At 67.5% G+C, this 21,595-nt stretch carries 20 protein-coding genes; 12 read left to right on the forward strand and 8 right to left on the reverse strand.

From position 1 onward, the window contains the following. Nucleotides 1-61: 61 nt before the first annotated feature. Genes OHA40_RS24650 through gatB form a run of 3 tightly spaced genes read left to right on the forward strand, consistent with a single transcriptional unit; the run spans nt 62 to nt 3,481 of the window. A complete protein-coding gene (locus OHA40_RS24650) occupies nt 62-505 on the forward strand; it encodes a hypothetical protein (protein WP_330229256.1) in 444 nt (147 codons plus the stop codon). Between the two features lie 36 nt (nt 506-541). Next, nucleotides 542-1,918, forward strand: a complete 1,377-nt coding sequence (locus tag OHA40_RS24655; protein ID WP_330229257.1) for an alpha/beta hydrolase family protein — start codon at nt 542-544, stop codon at nt 1,916-1,918. A gap of 57 nt (nt 1,919-1,975) precedes the next feature. Beyond that, on the forward strand, nt 1,976-3,481 hold the full coding sequence (gene gatB, locus OHA40_RS24660) for an Asp-tRNA(Asn)/Glu-tRNA(Gln) amidotransferase subunit GatB (RefSeq protein ID WP_330229258.1): 1,506 nt from the start codon (nt 1,976-1,978) through the stop codon (nt 3,479-3,481). A gap of 188 nt (nt 3,482-3,669) precedes the next feature. Here the strand turns inward: gatB and OHA40_RS24665 are convergent, their stop codons facing one another. Next, nucleotides 3,670-4,776: a PQQ-dependent sugar dehydrogenase gene (locus tag OHA40_RS24665; RefSeq protein WP_330229259.1), complete on the reverse strand. Its 1,107-nt coding sequence runs from the start codon at nt 4,774-4,776 to the stop codon at nt 3,670-3,672. A 120-nt stretch (nt 4,777-4,896) separates the two neighbouring features. On the opposite strand from OHA40_RS24665, the gene OHA40_RS24670 reads away from it, so the two are divergent. Further along, nucleotides 4,897-5,766, forward strand: coding sequence for a DoxX family protein (locus OHA40_RS24670; protein ID WP_330229260.1), 870 nt, complete (start codon nt 4,897-4,899; stop codon nt 5,764-5,766). 134 nt (nt 5,767-5,900) lie between these two features. On the opposite strand, the gene OHA40_RS24675 is transcribed toward OHA40_RS24670, so the two are convergent. Both OHA40_RS24675 and OHA40_RS24680 read right to left on the reverse strand, forming a co-directional pair. Beyond that, nucleotides 5,901-7,277, reverse strand: coding sequence for a serine hydrolase (locus OHA40_RS24675; protein WP_330229261.1), 1,377 nt, complete (start codon nt 7,275-7,277; stop codon nt 5,901-5,903). Further along, nucleotides 7,274-7,522, reverse strand: coding sequence for a hypothetical protein (locus OHA40_RS24680; protein WP_330229262.1), 249 nt, complete (start codon nt 7,520-7,522; stop codon nt 7,274-7,276). The genes OHA40_RS24675 and OHA40_RS24680 overlap by 4 nt, the downstream gene beginning before the upstream one ends. Nucleotides 7,523-7,712: 190 nt before the next feature. Here OHA40_RS24680 and OHA40_RS24685 point away from each other — a divergent pair, with 190 nt between their 5' ends. Then, on the forward strand, nt 7,713-8,657 hold the full coding sequence (locus OHA40_RS24685; protein ID WP_330229263.1) for a GbsR/MarR family transcriptional regulator: 945 nt from the start codon (nt 7,713-7,715) through the stop codon (nt 8,655-8,657). A 304-nt stretch (nt 8,658-8,961) separates the two neighbouring features. On the opposite strand, the gene ilvD is transcribed toward OHA40_RS24685, so the two are convergent. Further along, the gene (ilvD, locus tag OHA40_RS24690) at nt 8,962-10,803 is read right to left on the reverse strand and encodes a dihydroxy-acid dehydratase (protein ID WP_330229264.1); all 1,842 of its coding nucleotides are present in this window, start codon (nt 10,801-10,803) and stop codon (nt 8,962-8,964) included. 356 nt (nt 10,804-11,159) lie between these two features. Then, nucleotides 11,160-11,651, reverse strand: a complete 492-nt coding sequence (locus tag OHA40_RS24695; RefSeq protein ID WP_330229265.1) for a PH domain-containing protein — start codon at nt 11,649-11,651, stop codon at nt 11,160-11,162. Between the two features lie 508 nt (nt 11,652-12,159). On the opposite strand from OHA40_RS24695, the gene OHA40_RS24700 reads away from it, so the two are divergent. The 3 genes from OHA40_RS24700 to ilvC all read left to right on the forward strand — a co-directional run bounded on the left by OHA40_RS24700 (nt 12,160) and on the right by ilvC (nt 15,827). Next, a complete protein-coding gene (locus OHA40_RS24700; RefSeq protein WP_330229266.1) occupies nt 12,160-14,094 on the forward strand; it encodes an acetolactate synthase large subunit in 1,935 nt (644 codons plus the stop codon). Beyond that, entirely contained in the window at nt 14,091-14,594 is a 504-nt protein-coding gene (gene ilvN / locus OHA40_RS24705) for an acetolactate synthase small subunit (protein ID WP_039799659.1), read from the forward strand. Before OHA40_RS24700 ends, ilvN begins: the two co-directional genes overlap by 4 nt. A 231-nt stretch (nt 14,595-14,825) precedes the next feature. Beyond that, a complete protein-coding gene (ilvC, locus tag OHA40_RS24710) occupies nt 14,826-15,827 on the forward strand; it encodes a ketol-acid reductoisomerase (RefSeq protein ID WP_330234353.1) in 1,002 nt (333 codons plus the stop codon). Nucleotides 15,828-15,902: 75 nt separating this feature from the next. Here the strand turns inward: ilvC and OHA40_RS24715 are convergent, their stop codons facing one another. Next, nucleotides 15,903-16,181: a hypothetical protein gene (locus tag OHA40_RS24715; RefSeq protein ID WP_330229267.1), complete on the reverse strand. Its 279-nt coding sequence runs from the start codon at nt 16,179-16,181 to the stop codon at nt 15,903-15,905. A gap of 498 nt (nt 16,182-16,679) precedes the next feature. Here OHA40_RS24715 and OHA40_RS24720 point away from each other — a divergent pair, with 498 nt between their 5' ends. The 4 genes from OHA40_RS24720 to OHA40_RS24735 all read left to right on the forward strand — a co-directional run bounded on the left by OHA40_RS24720 (nt 16,680) and on the right by OHA40_RS24735 (nt 20,877). Continuing rightward, a complete protein-coding gene (locus OHA40_RS24720; RefSeq protein ID WP_442944077.1) occupies nt 16,680-17,654 on the forward strand; it encodes an acyl-CoA thioesterase in 975 nt (324 codons plus the stop codon). A gap of 30 nt (nt 17,655-17,684) precedes the next feature. After that, entirely contained in the window at nt 17,685-18,581 is an 897-nt protein-coding gene (locus OHA40_RS24725) for an AAA family ATPase (RefSeq protein WP_330229269.1), read from the forward strand. A 50-nt stretch (nt 18,582-18,631) separates the two neighbouring features. After that, nucleotides 18,632-20,002, forward strand: coding sequence for a vWA domain-containing protein (locus OHA40_RS24730; protein WP_330229270.1), 1,371 nt, complete (start codon nt 18,632-18,634; stop codon nt 20,000-20,002). Nucleotides 20,003-20,133: 131 nt separating this feature from the next. Then, the gene (locus tag OHA40_RS24735; protein WP_330229271.1) at nt 20,134-20,877 is read left to right on the forward strand and encodes an HNH endonuclease; all 744 of its coding nucleotides are present in this window, start codon (nt 20,134-20,136) and stop codon (nt 20,875-20,877) included. 26 nt (nt 20,878-20,903) lie between these two features. Here the strand turns inward: OHA40_RS24735 and OHA40_RS24740 are convergent, their stop codons facing one another. Both OHA40_RS24740 and OHA40_RS24745 read right to left on the reverse strand, forming a co-directional pair. After that, entirely contained in the window at nt 20,904-21,218 is a 315-nt protein-coding gene (locus tag OHA40_RS24740; protein WP_330229272.1) for a hypothetical protein, read from the reverse strand. After that, complete coding sequence (locus tag OHA40_RS24745; protein ID WP_330229273.1) at nt 21,185-21,409, reverse strand: hypothetical protein; 225 nt, start codon at nt 21,407-21,409, stop codon at nt 21,185-21,187. Before OHA40_RS24745 ends, OHA40_RS24740 begins: the two co-directional genes overlap by 34 nt. Nucleotides 21,410-21,595 lie beyond the last annotated feature (186 nt).

Consider the following 21,595-nt stretch of genomic DNA (forward strand, 5'->3'; position numbering starts at 1 on the left):
CGCACAAGCGATCAGAATCACCTCGACGTGCCCGTACGCACGCCGGGCTACTCTGGCCGGTATGGCCGAGCTGCACGTGAACGACCTGCCGGACACCACCCTCGATGTGCTGCGCCGCCGTGCTCGCGCGGCTGGGCTCCCGCTGCCGGAACACATCCGCCAAGAGTTGATCGCGCTGGCGCGACGGCGGACCGCCGACGACACGGTCGTCACGTTCCTGGAGTCCGAGGGTCGTGATGTAGAGCCGGAGATCGACGGGGATGCCGTGGCGCTCGTCGAGAGCTACGACTTGCCCATCGAGACGCTCGGCGTCTTGGGCCGCCGCGCTCGCTCGGTCGGGCTCCCGCTCGGCGAGTACGTGCGCCGCGAGCTCGTGCGGCTCACCAGGCAGTCCAGCGTTGACGACGCCCTGCTGGAGTTTCGTGAGGCGCAGGAACGCGACCCGGCCTTGGAGGTCGACATGGCCGCCGTCGCCGCGGCGGTGCGATACGCGCGGGGCGAGTAGCCCGAACCGGTTCGGATCGTCGGTACTGTGAATTGCATGCGCAGTGGGCGACTGATCACGTTGGTTCTGTTCGTGATTGCCGCACTGGTGGCGGGGTGTTCCGAATCGAATCCGCCCGAGCCGACCACCGGTGACTGGCACGGCGGCATCGAGGTCCCTGGTGAGCCGCTGCAGGTCGGGGTGAGTTTTCGCGATGACGGGACGGCCACCATCGATATCCCGGTGCAGGGCGCGGCCGACGTGCAGCTGAAGGACGTCAGCTCCGATCGCAACGGAGTGTCGTTCGCGATTCCCGACATCCCGGGCGACCCGGTGTTCCGCGGCCGGTACGAGTCCGGATCCGATGAGATCATCGGCGATTTCACGCAGGCCGGCCAGAGCTTCCGGCTCGCGCTGAGCAGAGGCGAGGTCGAACCCCTGGCCCGCCCGCAGGAGCCGAAGCCGCCGTATCCGTACAAGTCCGAGGACGTCACCTATCGCAACGGCGACATCACCATCGCGGGCACACTGACCGAGCCGCAGGGCGCGGGCCCGTTCCCCGCCATTCTGATGATCACCGGAAGCGGCCCGCAGGACCGCAACGAAGAACTGATGAGCCACAAGCCTTTCCTGCTGCTGGCCGACACCCTCACCCGCGCGGGATATGCCGTGCTGCGCACCGACGATCGCGGCGTGGGCGGCACCACCGGCACACTGAACGACGCGAACTACACGGACCTGGCCGAGGATGCCGCCGCGGGCGTCCGGTTCCTGCGCGCCCGGTCCGACATCGACCCGGGCCGTATCGGGCTCTTCGGCCACAGCGAGGGCGGTTACCTCGCGCCGCTGGTCGCCGCGCGCCCGGACAGCGGCGTCGCGTTCGCCATCCTGATGGCCGGACCAGGCGTGCCGGGTTCGGACATACTCATAGAACAAACCCGCCTGATCGCGACCGCGAACGGCACGCCCCCAGACCAGGTGGACACTCGGGTGCGCGAGATCAGCGAGCTGGCCGCTCTGCTGAAAGCGGGCGACTCGGCGGGCGCCAAGGACCTGGCGCGCCGCCAGAACCAGGCGCTGCCCGCCGATCAGCGCGTGCCCGACGAAGAGGCGGCCGCGCAGATCACGCCCAATCTGGCCGCCCTCGTCGCCTACGATCCCGCGCCCGCCCTCGCCGCCTTGCGCATCCCGGTGCTCGCGTTCTTCGGCGGCAAGGACCTCCAGGTTCCCGCCGCCCAGAGCGAGCAGCCCATGCGTGCCCACCTCGCGGCCGACCCGGACGCGACCGTCCACGTCTTTCCCGGTCTCAACCACCTGATGCAGCCCACCGAGACCGGCCGCCCCAACGAGTACAGCTCCATCCACACAACCATCGCGCCCGAGGTGCTCGACTACGTCACCGGCTGGCTGCGGCAACGGGTTCCGGCGAAGTAGCAGCGCGCCGCGAGAGCCGCTGCGCTGCGGTGCGAACGCTTACTTAGACTTATGGCCATGAGCGCACCCACGGTCGATCTGATGGATTACTCGGATGTCATCGCCCGGTTCGAGCCGGTGCTCGGCATGGAGGTCCACGTCGAGCTGAACACCGCGACGAAGATGTTCTGCGGTTGCCCGACCGAGTTCGGCGCGCAGCCCAATACCCAAGTTTGCCCGGTGTGCCTCGGTCTGCCCGGCTCGCTTCCGGTGGTGAATCAGAAGGCCGTCGAGTCGGCGATCCGGATCGGGCTGGCGCTGAACTGCACGATCACCCCGTGGGGCCGGTTCGCGCGCAAGAACTACTTCTACCCCGACCAGCCGAAGAACTACCAGATCAGCCAGTACGACGAGCCGATAGCCACCGATGGGCACCTGGATGTGCTGCTCGACGACGGCAGCACCTTCCGGGTCGATATCGAGCGCGCGCACATGGAGGAGGACACCGGCAAGTCGGTGCACATCGGCGGCGCGACCGGCCGTATCCACGGCGCGAGCCACTCCCTGCTGGACTACAACCGGGCGGGCGTTCCGCTGATCGAGATCGTCACCAAGCCGATCACCGGCGCGGGGGAGCGCGCGCCGGAGGTGGCGCGGGCGTACGTGACGGCACTGCGCGATCTGCTGAAGTCGCTCGGCGTCTCGGACGTGAAGATGGAGCAGGGCTCGCTGCGCTGTGACGCGAACGTCTCGCTGATGCCCATCGGCGCAGCCGAATTCGGTACCCGCACGGAGACCAAGAACGTCAACTCGCTGCGCAGCGTCGAGGTCGCGGTGCGTTTCGAGATGCGCAGGCAGGCCGCGGTGCTCGCGGGCGGCGGCACGATCGTGCAGGAGACCCGCCACTTCCACGAGACCGACGGCAGCACCTCGCCCGGTCGGCGCAAGGAGACCGCCGAGGACTACCGCTACTTCCCCGAACCCGACCTGGAACCCGTCGCGCCCGACGCCGAGTGGGTCGAGCAGCTGCGCGGCACCATCCCCGAGTACCCCTGGCTGCGCCGCGCGCGCATCCAGTCCGACTGGGGCCTGTCCGACGAAGTGATGCGCGACCTGGTCAACGCGGGCGCGCTCGACCTGATCATCGCGACCGTCGACGCGGGCGCCCCGGCGAACGAGGCGCGCTCCTGGTGGGTCGCCTACCTCACCGAGAAGGCCAAGGAGCGCGACGTCCAGCTCGACGAGCTGCCGATCACCCCCGCCCAGGTCGCCGAGGTGATCAAGCTGGTCGACGCGAAGACCATCAACAACAAGGTCGCCAAGCAGGTCGTCGACTACGTGCTGGCGGGGGAGGGCGACCCGGCGCAGATCGTCGAGGCCAAGGGTCTCGGCATGGTCAGCGACGACAGCGCCCTGCAGGCCGAGGTGGAGAAGGCGCTCGCCGCCAACCCCGACATCGCCGACAAGATCCGCTCCGGCAAGGTACAGGCCGCGGGCAAGATCGTCGGCGACGTCATGAAGGCCACCCGTGGCCAGGCCGACGCGGCGCGCGTCCGCGAGCTGGTGCTCGCCGCCTGTAGCTGAAAGCTCGTCGCTTCGCTCGACAAGCGTGCGGCCTGACATAGCTCGTAGGGGCCGACTCCACGCCAGGCGCGCCCTCCTGCGCGGCGGCGCGGCAGCCGCCACCGCCACCGCCGTCTTCGGCGCCGGACGCGGCTTCTCGGCGTGCTCGGCGTAGTGGCCCTTGGAGTCGGCCCCTACGCTGTCCCGGATCAGTCCGGTCCGCCGCCGCCTGCCTGCGGCGGTGGGATGCGCACCACGCGGTCGTCGAACGGTCCCGGCTGGCCGTCGGTCTTGTTCACCGTGGTCACCCAGATGGTGCCGTCGGCGCCGACCGCGGCGCCGCCGAGCTGGCCGTATTTGTCCTGGGCGACCAGTGTCGGCGCCGCGGTGACCGCGTGGGTATTCGGGTCGGCGGCCGTGATGGCGAGGGCCTTCGCGCGGGTCAGCGAGATCGCGACACCGTCGACGGCCGCGGCGCAACCGGCGACGCCGGGGCGATCGGGCCAGGTCCACGCGGTGGTGACCACACCGTCGCCGCCGAGGCGCTGCAGCCGGTCCTCGGCGGCGACGCGGTCGGTGATCCAGATGCTGTCCTTGGTGTCCCGGCACACGTCCCCCGCGGTGCCGATCCCCGAGACGGCGATTTCCGGCGACGACGTGCGACCGGGTACCAGCGATTTCACCCGCAGCAGCTTGCCGGCGAGCGAGCCGGCGGAGGCGGCCGCTGAGGGGTTGCCTGCGTCGCCGGTCAACACGAGCATCTGGTCGGGCGAGGTGAAATCGATCGCGCCACGATTTCCGCTGGAGCCCTTGGGGATTCCCGTGAGGATGTCCTTCGGCGCGCCGCCCTCGGCGATGCGGACCACCCGGTTGTCGCTGGAAGTGGTGATGTAGGCGTACATCAGCCCGTCTTCAGGGTAGGTCGGGGACAGGGCGATATCGCTCAGGCCGCCGTCGGTGGAGCCGTCCACGTCCAGTTGCGCGATCTCGACCGGCGGCTGCTCCGGGGCCACCTTGAGGATGCGCCCGGTCCGGCGTTCCGCGACCAGTGCGCTGTCGCCGAGCGTGACCAGGCCGCCGGTCGTGTCCAGGCAGGTCGCGACCACCGCCGGGTCCGGATCGATGCAGGGCCCGCTCGGCCGGGTGGTCGAGGTGGGCGGCTGGTTCGGTTTCCTCGGGTCGATGTCGGCTCCCCGCAGCGTCGGCTCCGGGGTGAACGGACTGGACGCCGAATCGTCGAACCGGGCGCAACCGGCCAGCAGCGCGGCACCGAGCGCCAAGCTCGCCGCGAGGCGGCCAACGACAACCAAACTCATAGCTCAGACGTTACGGAAATACCGCCGCGCGCGCCGCCTCCGGGTGGGTGTTGCGCGCACACTGACACGCCGTGCCGCTTACTCGCCCGCGGTAGCGCGGCGCGGCTTAGGGTAGTGGCCGTGACCGACAAGGCGAAAGACACGCCCGCACCTCCGTTAGCCGAGGACTCCGCGCCGTCCACGGCCGAGCAGTCGGTGGCGGCGTCCACCGGTCGAGGAGTGAGCAGCCCGTTCGACTCGCCCACCGAGCAGTTCCATCGGGTGGATCCGTCCGCGCGCCGACGGCTGGGCAAGGACGTCCCCCGCACCGACGACGAACTCGGGCTCGACCCGGAGGTTCCGACCACGGCGGAGACCAAGGCCGTGCCCACCTACGACTACGCGAGCATCCCGCCCGCGGCGGCTCCGCCGACCGAGACCGGCGGATTGCGCCGCCGCCGCACCGCCGAAAATCGCCGCGGCACATTAGATTTAGGCTTGCTTCTGCTGCGCCTGGTCGTCGGCGGCACGTTCGTCTACCACGGGTTGCAGAAGCTCACCGGCTGGTTCCACGGCCCCGGCCTGGACGGTACCCGCGAAATGATGGAGCGCGGTGGCTGGGACCACCCGACGCTGTCCACCATCCTGGTCATCGCCGGCGAAGTCGGTGGCGGCGCGCTGCTGATCCTCGGCCTGGCCACACCGCTGGCGGCGGGCGCGGTGCTGGCGGTCATCCTGGACGCCTGGGCCTGGAAGCAGGGGATGGCCCCCGGGTTCCAGTACAAGGCGGGTCCCGGGGCGGTCGAGCTGGAGAGCATTCTCGCGGGTACGGCCGCCGTCATCATCTTGACCGGCCCGGGACGCTATTCCTTCGATGTCAAGCGAGGCTGGGCCACCCGGCCCCATATGGGCTCGTTCACCGTGCTCCTGCTCGCCATCGCCGCCGCGGTCGGCACGTATTGGTACCTGCACGGCGGCAATCCACTCACCGGCATCGGCCCGTTCGACTAGCGCCGTTCCGGCTCGCTACCGCGCGGAACAGATGTGCGGTGCCCGCACCGCAGGGCGGGTGGGCACCGTTTCGCCAACACAGCTCCTGCGATGTATCGGTCGGGTGGGCGAGGCGGCGGAATCCGTGCGCACGGTCACCCTGTTCGTGGGTTCACCCGGCAGTTGGTGTGGAGGTATCGAGCGGTGCCGTTCGTGAAGTCGTAGATCGAGACCGTCTGGGTGTCCTCCAACGGATCCGCCGGCGGCATCAGGAAATGCGTATCGCTCACCGGGAGCAGCTCATATCTGATGCGGTCCGGTTTCTGGAGGAACTGTGCCTGCATCGGGTCGAGAACCAAGGTCAGGTACAGCTGTCCGCGTTCGGCTGAGACCTCGTACCGTGCGCCGGGGCGCTCGTAGACGCCTACGTACCTGGAAGGGTCGAGATCCAGGGTCGCGTCGGGTGCGGGCAGGTCCGGGATGGTGGTCGTGCCCAGGTCGGTCAGTATCTCGTTGAATACCTTGTGGTAGAAGCTCTCCCGGGGTCCCCCGTTCGTCAGCATCGCGACGGCGGTGTTCGAGTCCGGCAGCAGCCGTAGCCGAGCGTTCTGGCCGATCGTGCTGCCATCGGTCGCGTAGACGGTTTCGCCGTGCCAGTCACACACGATGAGGCCGAGTGCCCATTCCGGCCCGAACAGGTACGGATCCGGTACGGGCACCCGTGATCGCGTCACCTGCCGGATGCTTGCGGCCGAGACGATGCGCTGTCCGCTCGGCGCCGTGCCGCCGGTGAGGAAGACGTGCGCCATCGTGAGCACGTCCCGGGTCGTCGAGGTGATGTTGCCGCCGGGGCCGAAGGCGCGCGGCAGGTAGTGCACCGGTGTGACGATGGGGCCCTCGTCCAGCGACCGGATCAGGTGCCCGGTCGCGACCCGCGTTTCGTCCGCCTGCTCGCGCCGGCTGTTCGTGCTGGTCAGGCCCATGGGGTCGAACAGGCGATCCCGCATGACGTCGTCCCAGCGTTTGTCGTCGTGCACTTCCAGGATCCGCGCGAGGATCGCGTAACCCAGCGCCGCGCTGTAACCGTGGGTTCGGCCCAGGGGGAAGACCTGGGGCGCGTCGGCGATGTTCTCGATCATGCGCTCGTAGACGTCGTCGTCTTCGCCGGGATCGCCGAAAGCCTCCTCGATGCCGTTGGTGTGGCACAGCAGGTGGCGGGGGGTGACCTCGGCGCTTGCCTCGGGGTCGGCCACCGTGAAACCGGGCAGGTAGGTCCGCACCGGCTCGTCCAGATCGACCTTTCCCTCGTCGACGAGCTGCATGAACGCCAGCGCGGTCCACGTCTTGGTCATGGAGCCGCACTGGTAGACGGTGTCCGTGGTCGCGGGTTCCCGCGTTTCCGCGTTCTTGACGCCGACCGCGAGCTCGGCGATCGCGCCGTCGTGGAGCACGCCGATCGCGGCGCTCGGGATGCCGTACTCCGCCAGGAGTTCGGCGACCCGGGCCTGGATCCGCGGCACGTCGATCGTCATCGCGGAAGACCGACCGCGTTCGCGGCGTCCGCTTCGAAGTACTCCGTTGTGGCGTAGGCGCCGGCGTGTGTCTCGAAGAAGTCGCGAACACCATCGATCGAGTCGTGGGTGATGAGGTTCACCGCTTTGGCCCCGTCTTTGCTGGCGACCGCCAGCTTCCACTTGGCGCCCTCGGGGAGCAAGGCGTGTGCCTTCTTCAGGCCACTCCAGAACTTGCCTTCGTCCGAGACGGTTGAGACGGCCATCACGTGCATCGTTGTTGCCTCCTTTTCAGATGTGGAAAAGCTACGTTGCGTTTCCTAATCAGTCAACGATATTCGCCCTATAATCCGTGTTAAACAGGCAATCGTTGCAACAGATTTGTGAATGAATGCAACGGAAGCTGACGGGCATTGCAATGTACTGTTGATGAATGCACAGAGAGGAGGTGTGCGCGTGCCAGGAGGCAGGCTGACCCATGAGGACCGCAGGCAGATCGCGGCGTGGCTGGCCGACGGGCTCGGGTACGCCGAGATCGGCCGACAGCTCGGCCGGCCGACGTCCACGATCAGTCGCGAGGTCGCACGCAACCGCGCATCCGGCGCCTACCTGGCCGACGACGCGCAACAGGCCGCCGGCCACCGTGCCCGCCGACGCAAGCAGGCCCGGCCCGCCGGGCCGGTGACCGACGGGCAGCCGACTGAGCTGGTACGCGGTTTCGTGGACCAGTTCGCGACCGTCTTGGCCGCGACCGGAATGCCCCGGATGACCTCCCGGGTATTCGTCTGCCTGCTGACCGCAGACGCCGGCGGACTGACGGCAGCCGACTTGGTGCGCCGGTTACAGGTCAGCCCCGCGTCGGTATCCAAGTCCATCGCCTACCTCGAAGCCATGGAACTGGTAGTGCGCCAACCGGATTCCCGTGGTCGCCGCGAGCGATATGTCATCGATGACGAGGTCTGGCTCCGCGCGTGGCAGGCCGACACCAGCGCGCACGGCGAGATCGCGACCGCCGCACAGCGGGGCATCGAGATCTTCGGCGCCGACACCACCGCCGGCGCCCGACTCGGCAAGATGGGCCAATTCTTCGCCCGGCTCAGCGAGCAGATGAGCGGCAGCACCCTCGGCGAGACCGTCGTGTACGACGCGCTGACCGTTCTCGCCGCCCTCGTGCACGCCGGCCGACCGCTCAGCCTCGGTACGCTGGCCGCCGCGCTCGACTGGCCCGTGGACCGCGCCGCCGCCGCCTTGGACGCGATCCAACGTCAACCGGCCATCGCCGATCCCCTTGCCCTGCGGGTCATCGGACCCGAGACATACACCTTCACCACGAGGCCGGACCGCCTGAGCCCGGCGCAACGTGAAGCACTCCAGATGCGTATCCGGGACCGAACTCCGTGATCATGAGATCCGGCGAGTAGCGAGTCACCGGCTTCACCTCGTCGCCAGCCGAGTCGACCATCGCGAACGGGAGAGGGTGCCCCGCGGACACTCCGTCCTCGCTCCACGGCTTTCACCTGCGCGCCGACTGCATCGCGCCGGTCGCCCCGCAGATCGGACATAAGCCGGATCCGTCCACGGTGGAAGTGCCGTTGTCCCTGGTCTACGGCACGTCGTGTTCAACTGAACAGCGAGCGGCGCTCAGTGGACAGCGCCGATCCCTCGGCGGGCGGACACGAGACCGTCCGCGCCGCAGAGGCGACCGCTACGGCACGTGCCGGACCGCGCCTTTGTCGGCCGACGTAGCCATTGCGGCGTAAGCACGCAGAGCGGTCGTGACCGGACGATCGCGGTTGACCGGCTGCCACGGACGCTCGGAGGCCTCCATCTTCGCGCGGCGCTCGGCGAGCACTGCGTCGTCGACGAGCACCTCGAGGGTGCGGGTGGCGACATCGATGCGGATCTGGTCGCCGTTCTCGACCAGGCCGATGACGCCGCCGCTGGCCGCTTCGGGGGAGATGTGCCCGATCGACAGGCCCGAGGTGCCGCCGGAGAATCGGCCGTCGGTGATCAGCGCGCACTGCTTGCCGAGCCCCGAGCCCTTCAGGAAGGCGGTGGGGTGCAGCATTTCCTGCATGCCGGGGCCGCCAGCGGGGCCCTCGTAGCGGACCACGATGACGTCGCCCGGCTCGATCTTCTTGCCGAGGATGACCGACACGGCCTCCTCCTGCGACTCCACCACCACGGCTGGGCCCTGGAAGGAGAACAGCTCCTCGTCGATGCCCGCGGTCTTCAGCACCGCGCCGTCGGGCGCGATGTTGCCGCGCAGCACGACCAGACCGCCCTCCTTGGTGTAGGCGTGCTCCAGATCGCGGATGCAGCCTCCCTCGGCGTCGGTGTCCAGGGACGACCAGCGGTTGTCGGTGGAGAACGGTTCGGTGGTGCGTACCCCGCCCGGTGCCGCGTGGAAGAGTTCGACGGCTTCCTCGGACGCCTTGCCGGAGCGGATGTCCCAGGTGTCGAGCCACTCGTCGAAGGTCTCGGTGTGCACGGTGGTGACGTCGGTCTCCAGCAGACCGGCGCGGCGCAGCTCGCCCAGGATGGCGGGGATGCCGCCGGCGCGGTGCACGTCCTCCATGTGGTAGTCGGAGTTGGGTGACACCTTCGACAGCGTGGCCACCCGCCTGCTGGTCTCCTCGATGGTGTGCAGATCGAAGTCGATCTCACCCTCCTGCGCCGCCGCCAGCGTGTGCAGCACGGTGTTGGTCGAGCCGCCCATCGCGACATCCAGCGCCATCGCGTTGCGGAAAGCCTTGGCGTTGGCCACGTTCCGTGGCAGCACGGACGCGTCGTCCGCGCGGTACCAGCGGTTGGCGATGTCCACCACCACGGTGCCCGCTTTCTCGAACAGAGCCCGCCGCGCGGCATGCGTCGCGAGGGTGGAGCCGTTGCCGGGCAGCGCGAGACCCAGCGCTTCGGTGAGGCAGTTCATCGAGTTGGCGGTGAACATGCCCGAGCACGAGCCGCACGTCGGGCACGCGGACCGCTCGACCTCGTCCAAACCCTCTTCCGACACGGCCTGATTCGCGCTCGCGGAGATCGCGGTGATCAGGTCGGTCGGCGCCTGCGCGACGCCGCCGACGACCACGGCCTTGCCCGCCTCCATCGGCCCGCCGGAGACGAACACGGCCGGAATATTCAGTCGCATCGCGGCATTCAGCATGCCCGGGGTGATCTTGTCGCAGTTGGAGATGCAGACCAGCGCGTCGGCGGTGTGCGCGTTCACCATGTACTCGACCGAGTCTGCGATGATCTCGCGCGAGGGCAGCGAGTAGAGCATGCCGCCGTGTCCCATGGCGATGCCGTCGTCGACGGCGATGGTGTGGAATTCGCGCGGTACGCCACCGGCGGCGCGCACCGCGTCGGCCACGATCTCGCCGACGTCCTTCAGATGCACGTGCCCGGGCACGAATTGGGTGTAGGAGTTCGCGATGGCGACGATCGGCTTGCCGAAGTCGGTGTCGGTCATGCCGGTGGCGCGCCAGAGTGCGCGGGCGCCTGCGGCATTGCGGCCGATGGTCGTGGTTCGTGAACGAAGCGGTGGCATTTCGATGGTCCTCGGGTCGCGGGGGCTGACGTGCGACGGCGCAGAGCCTGCTCGGTCACGTTACTCCCGCGGCGGGCGTGCCCACGCGCCGGTTGTGGTGGGCCGTGCGTTGCGTCTCTCGGTGTCAGTCCAGGGTTCGGTGTGTCGCCGCGGGGTGGTGTCGGCGGCGCCGACGGTGTCGCCGGAGGTGCCGGACCGTCGAGGGCGATGGGTCGCGTGAGTGATACTCGATGAAATCATCCCATCACCGGACCGCAACAATACCGTCGGCGAATGCTCCGCCCCCTCACGGCGTTGCCGGGCTTGCCGCGAAGAGGTGCGAAGCGATCATGCGGCGCCATCTCGGGCCGCCGGGACTACTCGGCGTCTTTGTCGCCGGAGCCCCCGGCAGAGCCGTTGGCCGGCGGCTCGCCGTCGGAGCGCCGTCTCGCCTCGTCGGCGGTGTTCGCGGGCTCGTCGGCGGAGCTGTCCGCCGCGGGTTCCTCCGGCTCCGCGAACGGGTCCGGGATCCGCCCGTTGGAGGCCACCGCCAGATCACGCAACCGGTCGTAGCTCACCGCGGGCAACTTCGCCTCGCTGCCGTCGGTCAGGTCGGCGCGCACGTATCCGCGCTTCGGGATGCGCACACCCTTCACCTGCCCCCAGTCCAGATGACGTGAGCCGAACAGTGTCCGCAGGTCCAGTCCGGCGTCCGACACCGTGGTCTGCGTCCGCAGCACCCACGCCAGCACGACCACCGGGATCAGCAGCAGCCACCACAGTCCGGCCGGCCACCCGACGAACGGGAAGAACACGCACATCAGCAGGATGAATACGCCGAGGAAGGCCAGCCGTGGAATGCGGATCACACGGGCGTTCCGGGCGCTACCCGTATCCGTCGTCGCGGCGGACGTATGGGACGATTCAGAAGGTGGCACGGACTGATGCGGTGATGACACACCACCATCCTCGCATCCTGGTGAACGGACACAAGCAACCGCACTGTCCCACATAATGGGACACGAGAGGTCATCTGTTTGACTCTTCGGTTCACGCCCGCTTAACGTCGTGCGCGTGAATCGAAACGAGTTGCTCGTAATCGGCCGGCGCGTCCAGCGTTGAGCCTGACACACTGAGTCGAATACGTCAGCTCGCGTTGCGACGCGCCACCCTCGATCAGCCCTGTGCTGTCGGGGGCTTTTTTATGTTCGGACTAATGTCCAACATGGCAAAGCGCAAGACACCGCATGAGCGGTCGGCCGGACGTTCGTCCGGCCGAGCGCTCCCTGGGCGAGGGCAGGACGGATGCTCGTCCGAGTCAACGTCTCGAGGCACACAATCCGGGGTCGGAACGACAACCAGTAAGGAACGAAGACGGTGAGCGCACCTACCGCACGGCCCGGGCCCTCGGCCCGCAGGCCAGCGCCTTCGGCGAATCAGCAGGCCACGCCCGCTGCCAACGCGAATTCCGCGGCCAACCGCCGCCAGGTCCCGCCCGAGCGGGTCACCGGCGCGCAGTCGGTCGTGCGTTCGCTCGAGGAGCTCGGCGTCGACACCGTATTCGGCATCCCGGGCGGTGCGATCCTCCCCGTCTACGACCCGCTGTTCGACTCGACCAAGGTGCGCCACGTCCTCGTCCGGCACGAGCAGGGCGCCGGCCACGCGGCGACCGGGTACGCGCAGGCCACCGGCAAGGTCGGTGTGTGTATGGCCACATCGGGCCCCGGCGCGACCAACCTGGTCACGCCGATCGCCGACGCGCAGATGGACTCGGTCCCGATAGTGGCCATCACCGGCCAGGTCGGGCGGAGCCTGATCGGCACGGACGCATTCCAGGAAGCCGACATCTCCGGCATCACCATGCCGATCACCAAACACAACTTCCTGATCACCGACGGCATCGATATCCCGCGCATCATCGCGGAGGCGTTCTATCTCGCCGCGTCCGGTCGTCCCGGCGCCGTGCTCGTCGACGTCCCCAAGGACGTGCTCCAGGCGCAGACCACGTTCAGCTGGCCGCCGGAGATGCGCCTGCCCGGCTACCGCCCGGTCACCAAGCCGCACGGCAAGCAGGTGCGCGAGGCCGCCCGGATGATCATGGAAGCCAAGGCGCCGGTGCTGTACGTCGGCGGCGGCGTGATCAAGGCCGAGGCCTCGGCCGAGCTGCGGCAACTGGCCGAGCTGACCGGCATCCCCGTGGTCACCACGCTGATGGCGCGCGGCGCGTTCCCCGACAGTCACCAGCTGAACATGGGCATGCCCGGCATGCACGGCACCGTGGGCGCCGTCGCCGCGCTGCAGAGGTCGGACCTGCTGATCACCCTCGGCGCGCGTTTCGACGACCGCGTCACCGGTCAGCTGGATTCCTTCGCGCCCGGCGCCAAGGTCATCCACGCCGACATCGACCCGGCCGAGATCGGCAAGAACCGGCACGCCGACGTCCCGATCGTGGGCGACTGCCGCGAGGTGATCGTCGAACTCATCGAGACGCTGAAGGCCGACCCTGCCGCGGGCGATGCGCTGCCGCTGGCGCTCGGCGAATGGTGGTCCTACCTCGACGGCATCCGCACGGGCTACCCGCTGGGCTGGACCCCGCCCGCCGACGGGTCGCTCTCGCCGGAGTTCGTCATCGACGCGCTCGGCCGCCTGGCCGGACCCGACGCGATCTACTGCGCGGGCGTCGGTCAGCACCAGATGTGGGCCGCCCAGTTCATCAAGTACGAGAAGCCGCGCACCTGGCTGAACTCCGGTGGCCTCGGCACCATGGGCTACGCCGTCCCGGCCGCCATGGGCGCCAAGATGGGCGCGCCGGACAAAGAGGTGTGGGCGGTCGACGGTGACGGCTGCTTCCAGATGACCAATCAGGAACTGGCCACCTGCGCCGTCGAGGGCGTGCCGATCAAGGTCGCGCTGATCAACAACGGCAACCTGGGCATGGTCCGCCAGTGGCAGACGCTGTTCTACCAGGAGCGCTACTCCAACACCGATCTGGGCACGCACTCGCTGCGCATCCCCGACTTCGTGAAGCTCGCCGAAGCCCTCGGCTGCCACGGCATCCGGGTTGAGCGCGAGGAGGACGTGGAGGCCGCCATCCGCGAGGCGCAGTCGATCAACGACCGTCCCGTGGTGATCGACTTCATCGTCGGGAAGGACGCCCAGGTGTGGCCGATGGTCGCCGCGGGCACCAGCAACGACGAGATCATGGCCGCGCGCGGTATCCGCCCGCTGTTCGACGAGGACGAGCAGGCCGCGGAACCCGCGGTCATCCACCAGGCCATGTCGCATGACCAGAACAAGGTGAACAACGGATGAGTACGACTCACACCCTCAGCGTTCTCGTCGAGGACAAACCGGGCGTGCTGGCGCGGGTCGCGGCGCTGTTCTCCCGCCGCGGCTTCAATATCGAATCGCTGGCGGTCGGCGGCACCGAACTGCCCGAGATCTCGCGCATGACCATCGTCGTCACCGTCGAGGACCTGCCGCTCGAGCAGGTCACCAAGCAGCTCAACAAGCTGGTGAACGTCATCAAGATCGTGGAACAGGACTCCGACAGCTCCGTGGCCCGCGAACTGATCCTGGTGAAGGTCCGCGCCGACGCCAGCGTGCGGACCCAGGTGATCGAGGCCGTCGGGTTGTTCCGCGCCAAGGTCATCGACGTCTCCCCGGACGCGCTCACCGTCGAGGCGACCGGAACCCGGTCCAAGCTCGACGCGCTGCTGCGGATGCTGGAACCGTATGGCATCCGCGAGATCGTGCAGTCCGGTGTCGTCGCGGTGGGACGTGGACCGAAGTCCATCACCGCCACCCGATGACGCGCCGGCACGGCGCACACCGATGGGGCTGATCGCCCAGCGGCGACCACACGCTAACCTTTCTGCGATCGACGGTTGGCGTGCCGCCCTCCCCGCGTATGCGGGAATGATCACCTTCCGCGTACGCGGGGGTGATCCGATCCAGAAACACGTAAATCAACACCGGCGCAAGCACGGTGTGCCCCGCCTCGCGCGGGGATGATCCCGGAAGGAACCACAGTGGCAGTCGAGATGTTCTACGACGACGATGCCGACCTGTCGATCATCCAGGGCCGCAAGGTCGCTGTCATCGGCTACGGCAGCCAGGGCCACGCGCACTCGCTGAGCCTGCGCGACTCGGGCGTCGACGTGCGGGTCGGCCTCGCCGAGGGCTCGAAGTCGCGCCCGAAGGCCGAGGAGGCGGGCCTGACCGTCGGCACTCCGGCCGAGGTCTCGGCCTGGGCCGACGTCATCATGCTGCTGGCGCCCGACACCGCGCAGGCGTCGATCTTCACAGGCGACATCGAGCCGAACCTGAAGGACGGCGACGCGCTGTTCTTCGGCCACGGTCTCAACATCCACTTCGGCTTGATCAAGCCGCCGGCCAACGTCACCATCGGCATGGTCGCGCCGAAGGGCCCCGGCCACCTGGTTCGTCGCCAGTTCGTCGACGGCAAGGGCGTTCCGGCGCTGATCGCCGTCGAGCAGGACCCGAAGGGCGAGGGCCAGGCGCTGGCGCTGTCCTACGCCAAGGGCATCGGCGGCACCCGCGCGGGCGTCATCAAGACCACCTTCAAGGAAGAGACCGAGACCGACCTGTTCGGTGAGCAGGCCGTGCTCTGCGGCGGCACCGAGGAACTGGTCAAGACCGGTTTCGAGGTCATGGTCGAGGCCGGTTACGCGCCGGAGATGGCCTACTTCGAAGTGCTGCACGAGCTGAAGCTGATCGTCGACCTGATGTACGAGGGCGGCATCGCGCGGATGAACTACTCGGTGTCCGACACCGCCGAGTTCGGCGGCTACCTGTCCGGCCCGCGGGTCATCGACGCCGACACCAAGAAGCGTATGCAGGAGATCCTCAGGGATATCCAGGACGGCAGCTTCGTCAAGCGCCTCGTTGCCAACGTCGAGGGCGGCAACAAGGAGCTCGAGGCGCTGCGCAAGCAGAACGCCGAGCACCCGATCGAGGTCACCGGCGCCCAGCTGCGCGGCCTGATGAGCTGGGTCGACCGGCCGATCACCGAGACGGCCTGAGTCCGAGGCTGATTCGCGCGGTGGCCCGCTCCGGTTTCGGAGCGGGCCACCGGCGTCTTCGAGCCGTTTCGGTTTCTAGCTGCTGCCGAACAGGCCAGGTGGCCGGTCCTGCCGGTAGCGATCGGCCGGGCCGCCCCACCAACCGAACAACGGGTTGTTGTTGCAGCTCCAGTTCTGGAACGGACCGAAGGCGCAGCGGTCGTACCAGGGGTCGTATCGAACCTCGGTGGCGGCAGGTGCACTCGGGTTGGCGGAAGCGGGCATCGCCAAGGCGGTCAGCGGAATTGCGGCGATCGCGCCAGCGACGGCCACACGGGCGAGCTTTCGTCGTGCGGCGCTGGTTGTGGATAACAACGTGGATCCTTTCACTCTGCGGTGAGCGTCTGCCCACCATCCCCCTGATTGCGTTTTTCGTCCGCGGCCCGCCCCCCTTGACAGGCCGGGATCAACTGGGTCGCCGCTGCTTCGCGGGCACGCTTACCAACGGGGCAGCGGCTGCACGCCTCCACTCTTGCGCACTTGTCCAGAAAGGTCACGGGGGTTGCCTCCCCAGCGGGAAAAATCAAACTGCGGTATTAGGGGCTTCCCCCTAAGTGCTCCAGTTCCGCCTGAGCGATGAGGCGGGCACATGAATGAGAGCGCCAAGATCGGTACCGCGCAGTAGGTCGCAGTGGGCCCGTTTCGCTACTCGCTCGTACGCCCGCGGGTGTCTAAGGTTCTCCGGGACAACGAGGTCAGAGAGCTGTATACCCGAAGATTCTCTGCCCGAACGGATTGTGAACCTTGCCCAACTCGACGAATCTCGACCCCACCGTTCCCGGCCCGGCTTCGGCCGGTCGGCGCCCCGAGGCGATCCACCGATTTCTCGTCAAACCCGTCGACGCCGGCATCGTGGGATCGGTCGACGGCGGCAAACTCCTCGAATGGATCGACAAGGTCGCCTACGCGGCGGCGGCCCAGTGGAGCGGCAGCTACTGCGTCACCGCCTACGTCGGGAACATCCATCTCGGTAGGCCGATCGCGGTCGGTGAGCTAGTCGAATTGCATGCGAATCTCGTCTACACCGGCCGGACCAGCATGCACATCCTCGTCACCGTCTACTCGACCGATCCCACGCGGGTGCAGCCGGTCCAATCTGCCCAGTGCCTGACGATCTTCGTCGCAGTGGATGGCAACAGGCGCACCGTAGAAGTCCCGCAATGGAATCCGACGACGATCCTCGAGTTGCAGCGGCATCGGCAGGCGCGGGCCAGGATTTCGGTGCGCAAGCTCATCGCGGAGGCAATGTCCGCTCAGCGGTACACAGCGGCGGGCACCGCGCCGAGCGCCACGCTGAGGTTCCTGGCAGCGCCTTCGGACATCAATTGGGGCGGCAAGGTTCATGGTGGCCGGACGATGCGGTGGATCGACGAGGCCGCCTATGTGTGCGGCGCCGATTGGGCCGGGGAACGCGTCATCACGTCCTACTTCGGCGGCATTCGCTTCTACCGGCCGATCGTCATCGGTCACGTCGTCGAGGTCACTGCCCGGCTGATCTATACCGGGCCGCGCAGTATGCATATGAGTGTGCACGTGACCTCCACGGACACCCATTCCGACGAGCCTGCGCTGGCGGCGCACGGTCACGCTGTGGTCGTCGCGGTGGACGACAACGGAAAGGCGCGGGCCGTCCGGGAATGGGAGCCGGTCTCCGACGAAGACCGAGCTCTTGACGCGCACGCCCGGCACCTTGTCGAACTGCGCGCGCTGGTGGAGGCTTTCACTCCGGCAAGTGCGGTGCCGGCCGATGCCGAGCCCAGTCATTTCCGGGTACCGGCGATGAGGTAGGTCGCAACCGCGCGGCTAAACTAGTTACCGATGAGTAAGTTCTTTTCGTCGGTAGACGAGGTGACCGGTCGCCTCACCGAGGCCGGGTACCTCCCGTCCCTCGACATCGCCACCGCCGTGTTCCTCGCGGGCCACCTCGGCAAGCCCCTGCTGATCGAGGGGCCAGCAGGCGTCGGCAAGACGGAACTGGCGAAGGCCGTCGCCACCGCGACCACGTCCGATCTCGTGCGCCTGCAGTGCTATGAGGGCATCGACGAGGCCCGCGCCCTCTACGAGTGGAATCACGCCAAGCAACTGCTCCGCATCACCGCCACGGACAACGAGAGCTGGGACAGCACGCGCGACCACGTCTTCACCGAGGAATTCCTGCTGGCCCGCCCTCTGCTGGCCGCCATCCGCAGCCCGCGCTCCACCGTCCTGCTCATCGACGAACTCGACAAGGCCGATGTGGAGCTCGAGGGCTTGCTGCTCGAGGTCCTCGGCGACTACCAGGTGAGCATCCCCGAACTCGGCACCGTCACGGCGGTCCGCAAGCCGTTCGTCATCGTGACGTCCAACGCGAACCGCGAGCTGTCCGAGGCCCTGAAGCGACGCTGCCTGTACCTCCACATCGATTACCCGACCGCCGAATTGGAGCGGGCGATCGTGCGGATGAGGGTTCCCGAGCTGGACGAGGCGCTCGGCGAGCCGGTGGTCCGGGTGGTCGGCGCTCTGCGACAACTGTCGTTGCGCAAGGCCCCGTCGATCGCTGAAACCGTCGACTGGGCGAAGACTCTGGTCGCCCTCGGTGCTCGCAACCTGACCGGAAACGTTGTCCGCTCGACACTCGGCGTGCTGCTGAAGTACCAATCCGACCACCGCACTGCGGTCGAACGGCTGGGGTTGCTCGACCCGGACCTACCTTCGACTACTCGCGGCAAACCATGAGTACGGCGGAAGCACGCGAGGGCGAGACGAGGCCTCGAATCGCCGACTCGATGACCGATCGGCTCATCGAATTCGTCGGGCTGCTGCGTGATCACGGAATCAACGCGGGGCCGAGCGAAACCATCGACGCGGCCGAGGCGATGGTCGCCCTCGGGATCTCCGATCGCAAACGCCTGCGCTCGGGCATGGCAGCCTGCTTGCTGCGCCGGAATGGCCAACGCACCGTGTTCGACCAGCTCTTCGACCTGTACTTTCTCACTGCGGAAGCGCCGCAGCCCGCAGCCCCGTCGACGCCCGAATCCATCGACGCCTTGCGGGATCGCCTCGTTTCCGCATTGGCACAAGATGATTCGCGGACAGTCACCGAACTCGCTCGCCAGGCGCTGACCGAACTCGGCGGCTACGGCGGGTTGGGCACCGGGCAGACCTCCGGACCGGTCACCACCGCCTCCGGTGCGGGCTGGTCCTCCTACCTGACCATGAAAGCCCTACAGCCGGAAGACCTCGTCGATCGCATCGTCGCTGGCATGAGCGGCACCTCCCAGCTGGACACCACTGTCCACACGATCGAAGCCAACCGCCGCCTCACCGAATTCCGCGCCGCCGTCCAAACCGAGGCCCGCCTGCGCTCGGCGCAACTGCGCGGCACCGAATACATCGCCCGCCGAGGCGTCGAATCCAGCACCGACCAGATCGATTTCCTCGGCGCCCGCGAACAAGACCTCGCCGAAATGCGCCGCCTGGTCCACCCTCTGGCCCGCAAACTAGCCACCCGCCTCGCCGTCCGCCGCCGCAAAGCCGTCCGCGGCCGAATCGACCTCCGCCGCACCCTGCGCCGCTCCATGTCCACCGGCGGCGTCCCCATCGCCCCGGTCCTGCGCGCCCGCAAACACGGCCGCCCCGACCTCGTCATCCTCGCCGACCTCTCCGGCTCGGTCACCGGCTTCGCCGAATTCACCCTCCACCTGATCCAGGCCCTGCAAGACCAATTCAGCAAGGTCCGCAGCTTCGGCTTCATCGACACCTGCGACGAAATCACCAACTTCTTCACCCCTGGCGAACCGCCCAGCCTCGGCACAGCCGCCCGAATCATCCGCTCCACCAACGTCGCCCGCTTCGGCAGCTCCAACTACGGCGAAGCATTCCAGGGCTTCCTCGACAACTACGTCGACGCTCTCGGCCCCCGGACGTCCGTCCTCATCCTCGGTGACGCCCGGACCAATCGCACAGACCCGAATCTCGCAGCTCTGCAAACCATCCGCGACCGCGCCAAGCACGCCTACTGGCTCAACCCGGAGCCGTCCCGCTCCTGGTCCACCGGCGACTCCGCCGCGCACGCCTACGCGGAGTGCGTCACGATGCACGAGTGCCGCAACGTGAAACAACTAACCGAGGTCGTCGCCCGCCTACTGCCAGCATGAGGATCTCGCACACGTGAATGTAGGGATCGCAGCGCGCGATGGTCGGATTGCTTACCTTTCCGTCGCGGCAGCCGCTCCTGACGCGGTGGTCCTGCGCGCCCAGATGTGAGTTCGAAGTTATCCTGCTTCACATGGTGTCCAATCCGGACTGGACGCGAGACGAGCTTATCCTCGCCTGCGACCTGATGATGGACGGCGGCTGGCGGCAGATCCGGGCGACGGACTCTCGCGCCGTAGAACTGTCCGCGTTGTTGAAGCGCGCGTCGATCCACCCACCCGATCGTCGGACCGACAAGTTTCGAAGCATCGGCAGCGTCTCACGGAAGACGGCTGATATAGCAACGGTTCACCCCGCCTATCGAGGTGGGAAGACACGTGGGTCGAAGCTGGACCGAGAAGTCCTGGACGACTTCTTGATCTCGCCCGATGAGATGCGCTCAGCCGCCGCCGAGATCCGAAAGGGGATCGTATCGGGCGAGTTCGCGGCCGGGTCGACAGAGGACGTGACGTGGGATGTGGCGTTCCCGGAAGACGTCGGATTCCGTGAGGGCAAGTTGCTAGCCGGTCGATATTTCCGGCGTGAACGAGACCGCCGGCTACGCGCACAGAAGATCGCCGAGTTTCTCGAGACGGCGGACCGGGTACGGTGCGAGGTCTGTTATTTCGACTTCGAAGCGGTATACGGGCCGCACGGCTCGGATTACATTGAATGCCACCATGTGGTTCCGCTTCATGTCTCGGGCGAGACGAAGACGAAACTGGCGGATCTCATCCTGTTGTGCGCGAACTGCCACAGGATGATTCACTACCGCCCACAGTGGCTTCACCCGGAGGACCTGCGTGCCCTGGTGACAGAGAACAGCCGTAAATGCTGATGAAGCGCTTGCTCGATCCTGCATTGTCAGGCGCGATGACCGCCAATGTAGCACCGTGTTACCCCTTCCGGGGTTGATGCCAGCTCGCTCAATGCTTTGGAGCCGAGTTGAAGCACGTCGGCCAGAGTGGCGGGATCCAATAGGAGTTCGAACTCGTGGCCGGGCAGGCCGAACACGAATGTCACATCTTCTCGGTACTCCCCGATGATGGTGCGGACAGGGCAACCTTCGGAGGTGCTCACCCAACTGCCGATGGTGAGTCGATTCGGTGTCATCGCTGATCCCTTCTTGGCTTCGGGTGTTTCAACTACCGGGATCCGCGCAGCCGTGGTCTGGCGCATGCGCGGATGGCTTCGATGACGGCCAGGCCGGACGGCCGGTATCTGTTGCGCGGCGGCTGCACCCAGATCCGGAAACCGTGGCGGTCGATCGGCGACGGGAGTGCGATTCGGGCGCCGAGGCGGGCGACGGAGGCATTGAGGCGGAACAGTTCTCCGAACAGGGCAAGGTTGTCGTCGGGGATGTCGGGCACGATGAGAAATGTCCACCGCTTCGACCGAGAGTGCGAGACGATCGGGCCGAGTTGCACACCCCGAGAGTGCATGTGCCCTTTTACGGTCACGCCGAGCTCGGCCGGGACAGTGATTGCGCCGACGCTGCCCGAGGGGATAAAGATCTGGTGGAGTTCCGGCTGTACTCGCGCAGGCAGGCCGCAGAC

It is taken from the genome of Nocardia sp. NBC_00508, from assembly GCF_036346875.1.
GTDB lineage: Bacteria > Actinomycetota > Actinomycetes > Mycobacteriales > Mycobacteriaceae > Nocardia.

Excerpts from the sequence above, each read along its gene's own strand:
- OHA40_RS24650 (WP_330229256.1), top strand. The coding sequence starts at position 62 with ATGGCCGAGCTGCACGTGAACGACCTGCCGGACACCACCCTCGATGTG.
- OHA40_RS24655 (WP_330229257.1), top strand. The coding sequence starts at position 542 with ATGCGCAGTGGGCGACTGATCACGTTGGTTCTGTTCGTGATTGCCGCA.
- gatB (WP_330229258.1), top strand. The coding sequence starts at position 1,976 with ATGAGCGCACCCACGGTCGATCTGATGGATTACTCGGATGTCATCGCC.
- OHA40_RS24665 (WP_330229259.1), bottom strand. The coding sequence starts at position 4,776 with ATGAGTTTGGTTGTCGTTGGCCGCCTCGCGGCGAGCTTGGCGCTCGGT.
- OHA40_RS24675 (WP_330229261.1), bottom strand. The coding sequence starts at position 7,277 with ATGACGATCGACGTGCCGCGGATCCAGGCCCGGGTCGCCGAACTCCTG.
- OHA40_RS24680 (WP_330229262.1), bottom strand. The coding sequence starts at position 7,522 with ATGGCCGTCTCAACCGTCTCGGACGAAGGCAAGTTCTGGAGTGGCCTG.
- ilvD (WP_330229264.1), bottom strand. The coding sequence starts at position 10,803 with ATGCCACCGCTTCGTTCACGAACCACGACCATCGGCCGCAATGCCGCA.
- ilvN (WP_039799659.1), top strand. The coding sequence starts at position 14,091 with ATGAGTACGACTCACACCCTCAGCGTTCTCGTCGAGGACAAACCGGGC.
- ilvC (WP_330234353.1), top strand. The coding sequence starts at position 14,826 with ATGTTCTACGACGACGATGCCGACCTGTCGATCATCCAGGGCCGCAAG.
- OHA40_RS24725 (WP_330229269.1), top strand. The coding sequence starts at position 17,685 with ATGAGTAAGTTCTTTTCGTCGGTAGACGAGGTGACCGGTCGCCTCACC.
- OHA40_RS24730 (WP_330229270.1), top strand. The coding sequence starts at position 18,632 with ATGACCGATCGGCTCATCGAATTCGTCGGGCTGCTGCGTGATCACGGA.
- OHA40_RS24735 (WP_330229271.1), top strand. The coding sequence starts at position 20,134 with ATGGTGTCCAATCCGGACTGGACGCGAGACGAGCTTATCCTCGCCTGC.
- OHA40_RS24740 (WP_330229272.1), bottom strand. The coding sequence starts at position 21,218 with ATGCGCCAGACCACGGCTGCGCGGATCCCGGTAGTTGAAACACCCGAA.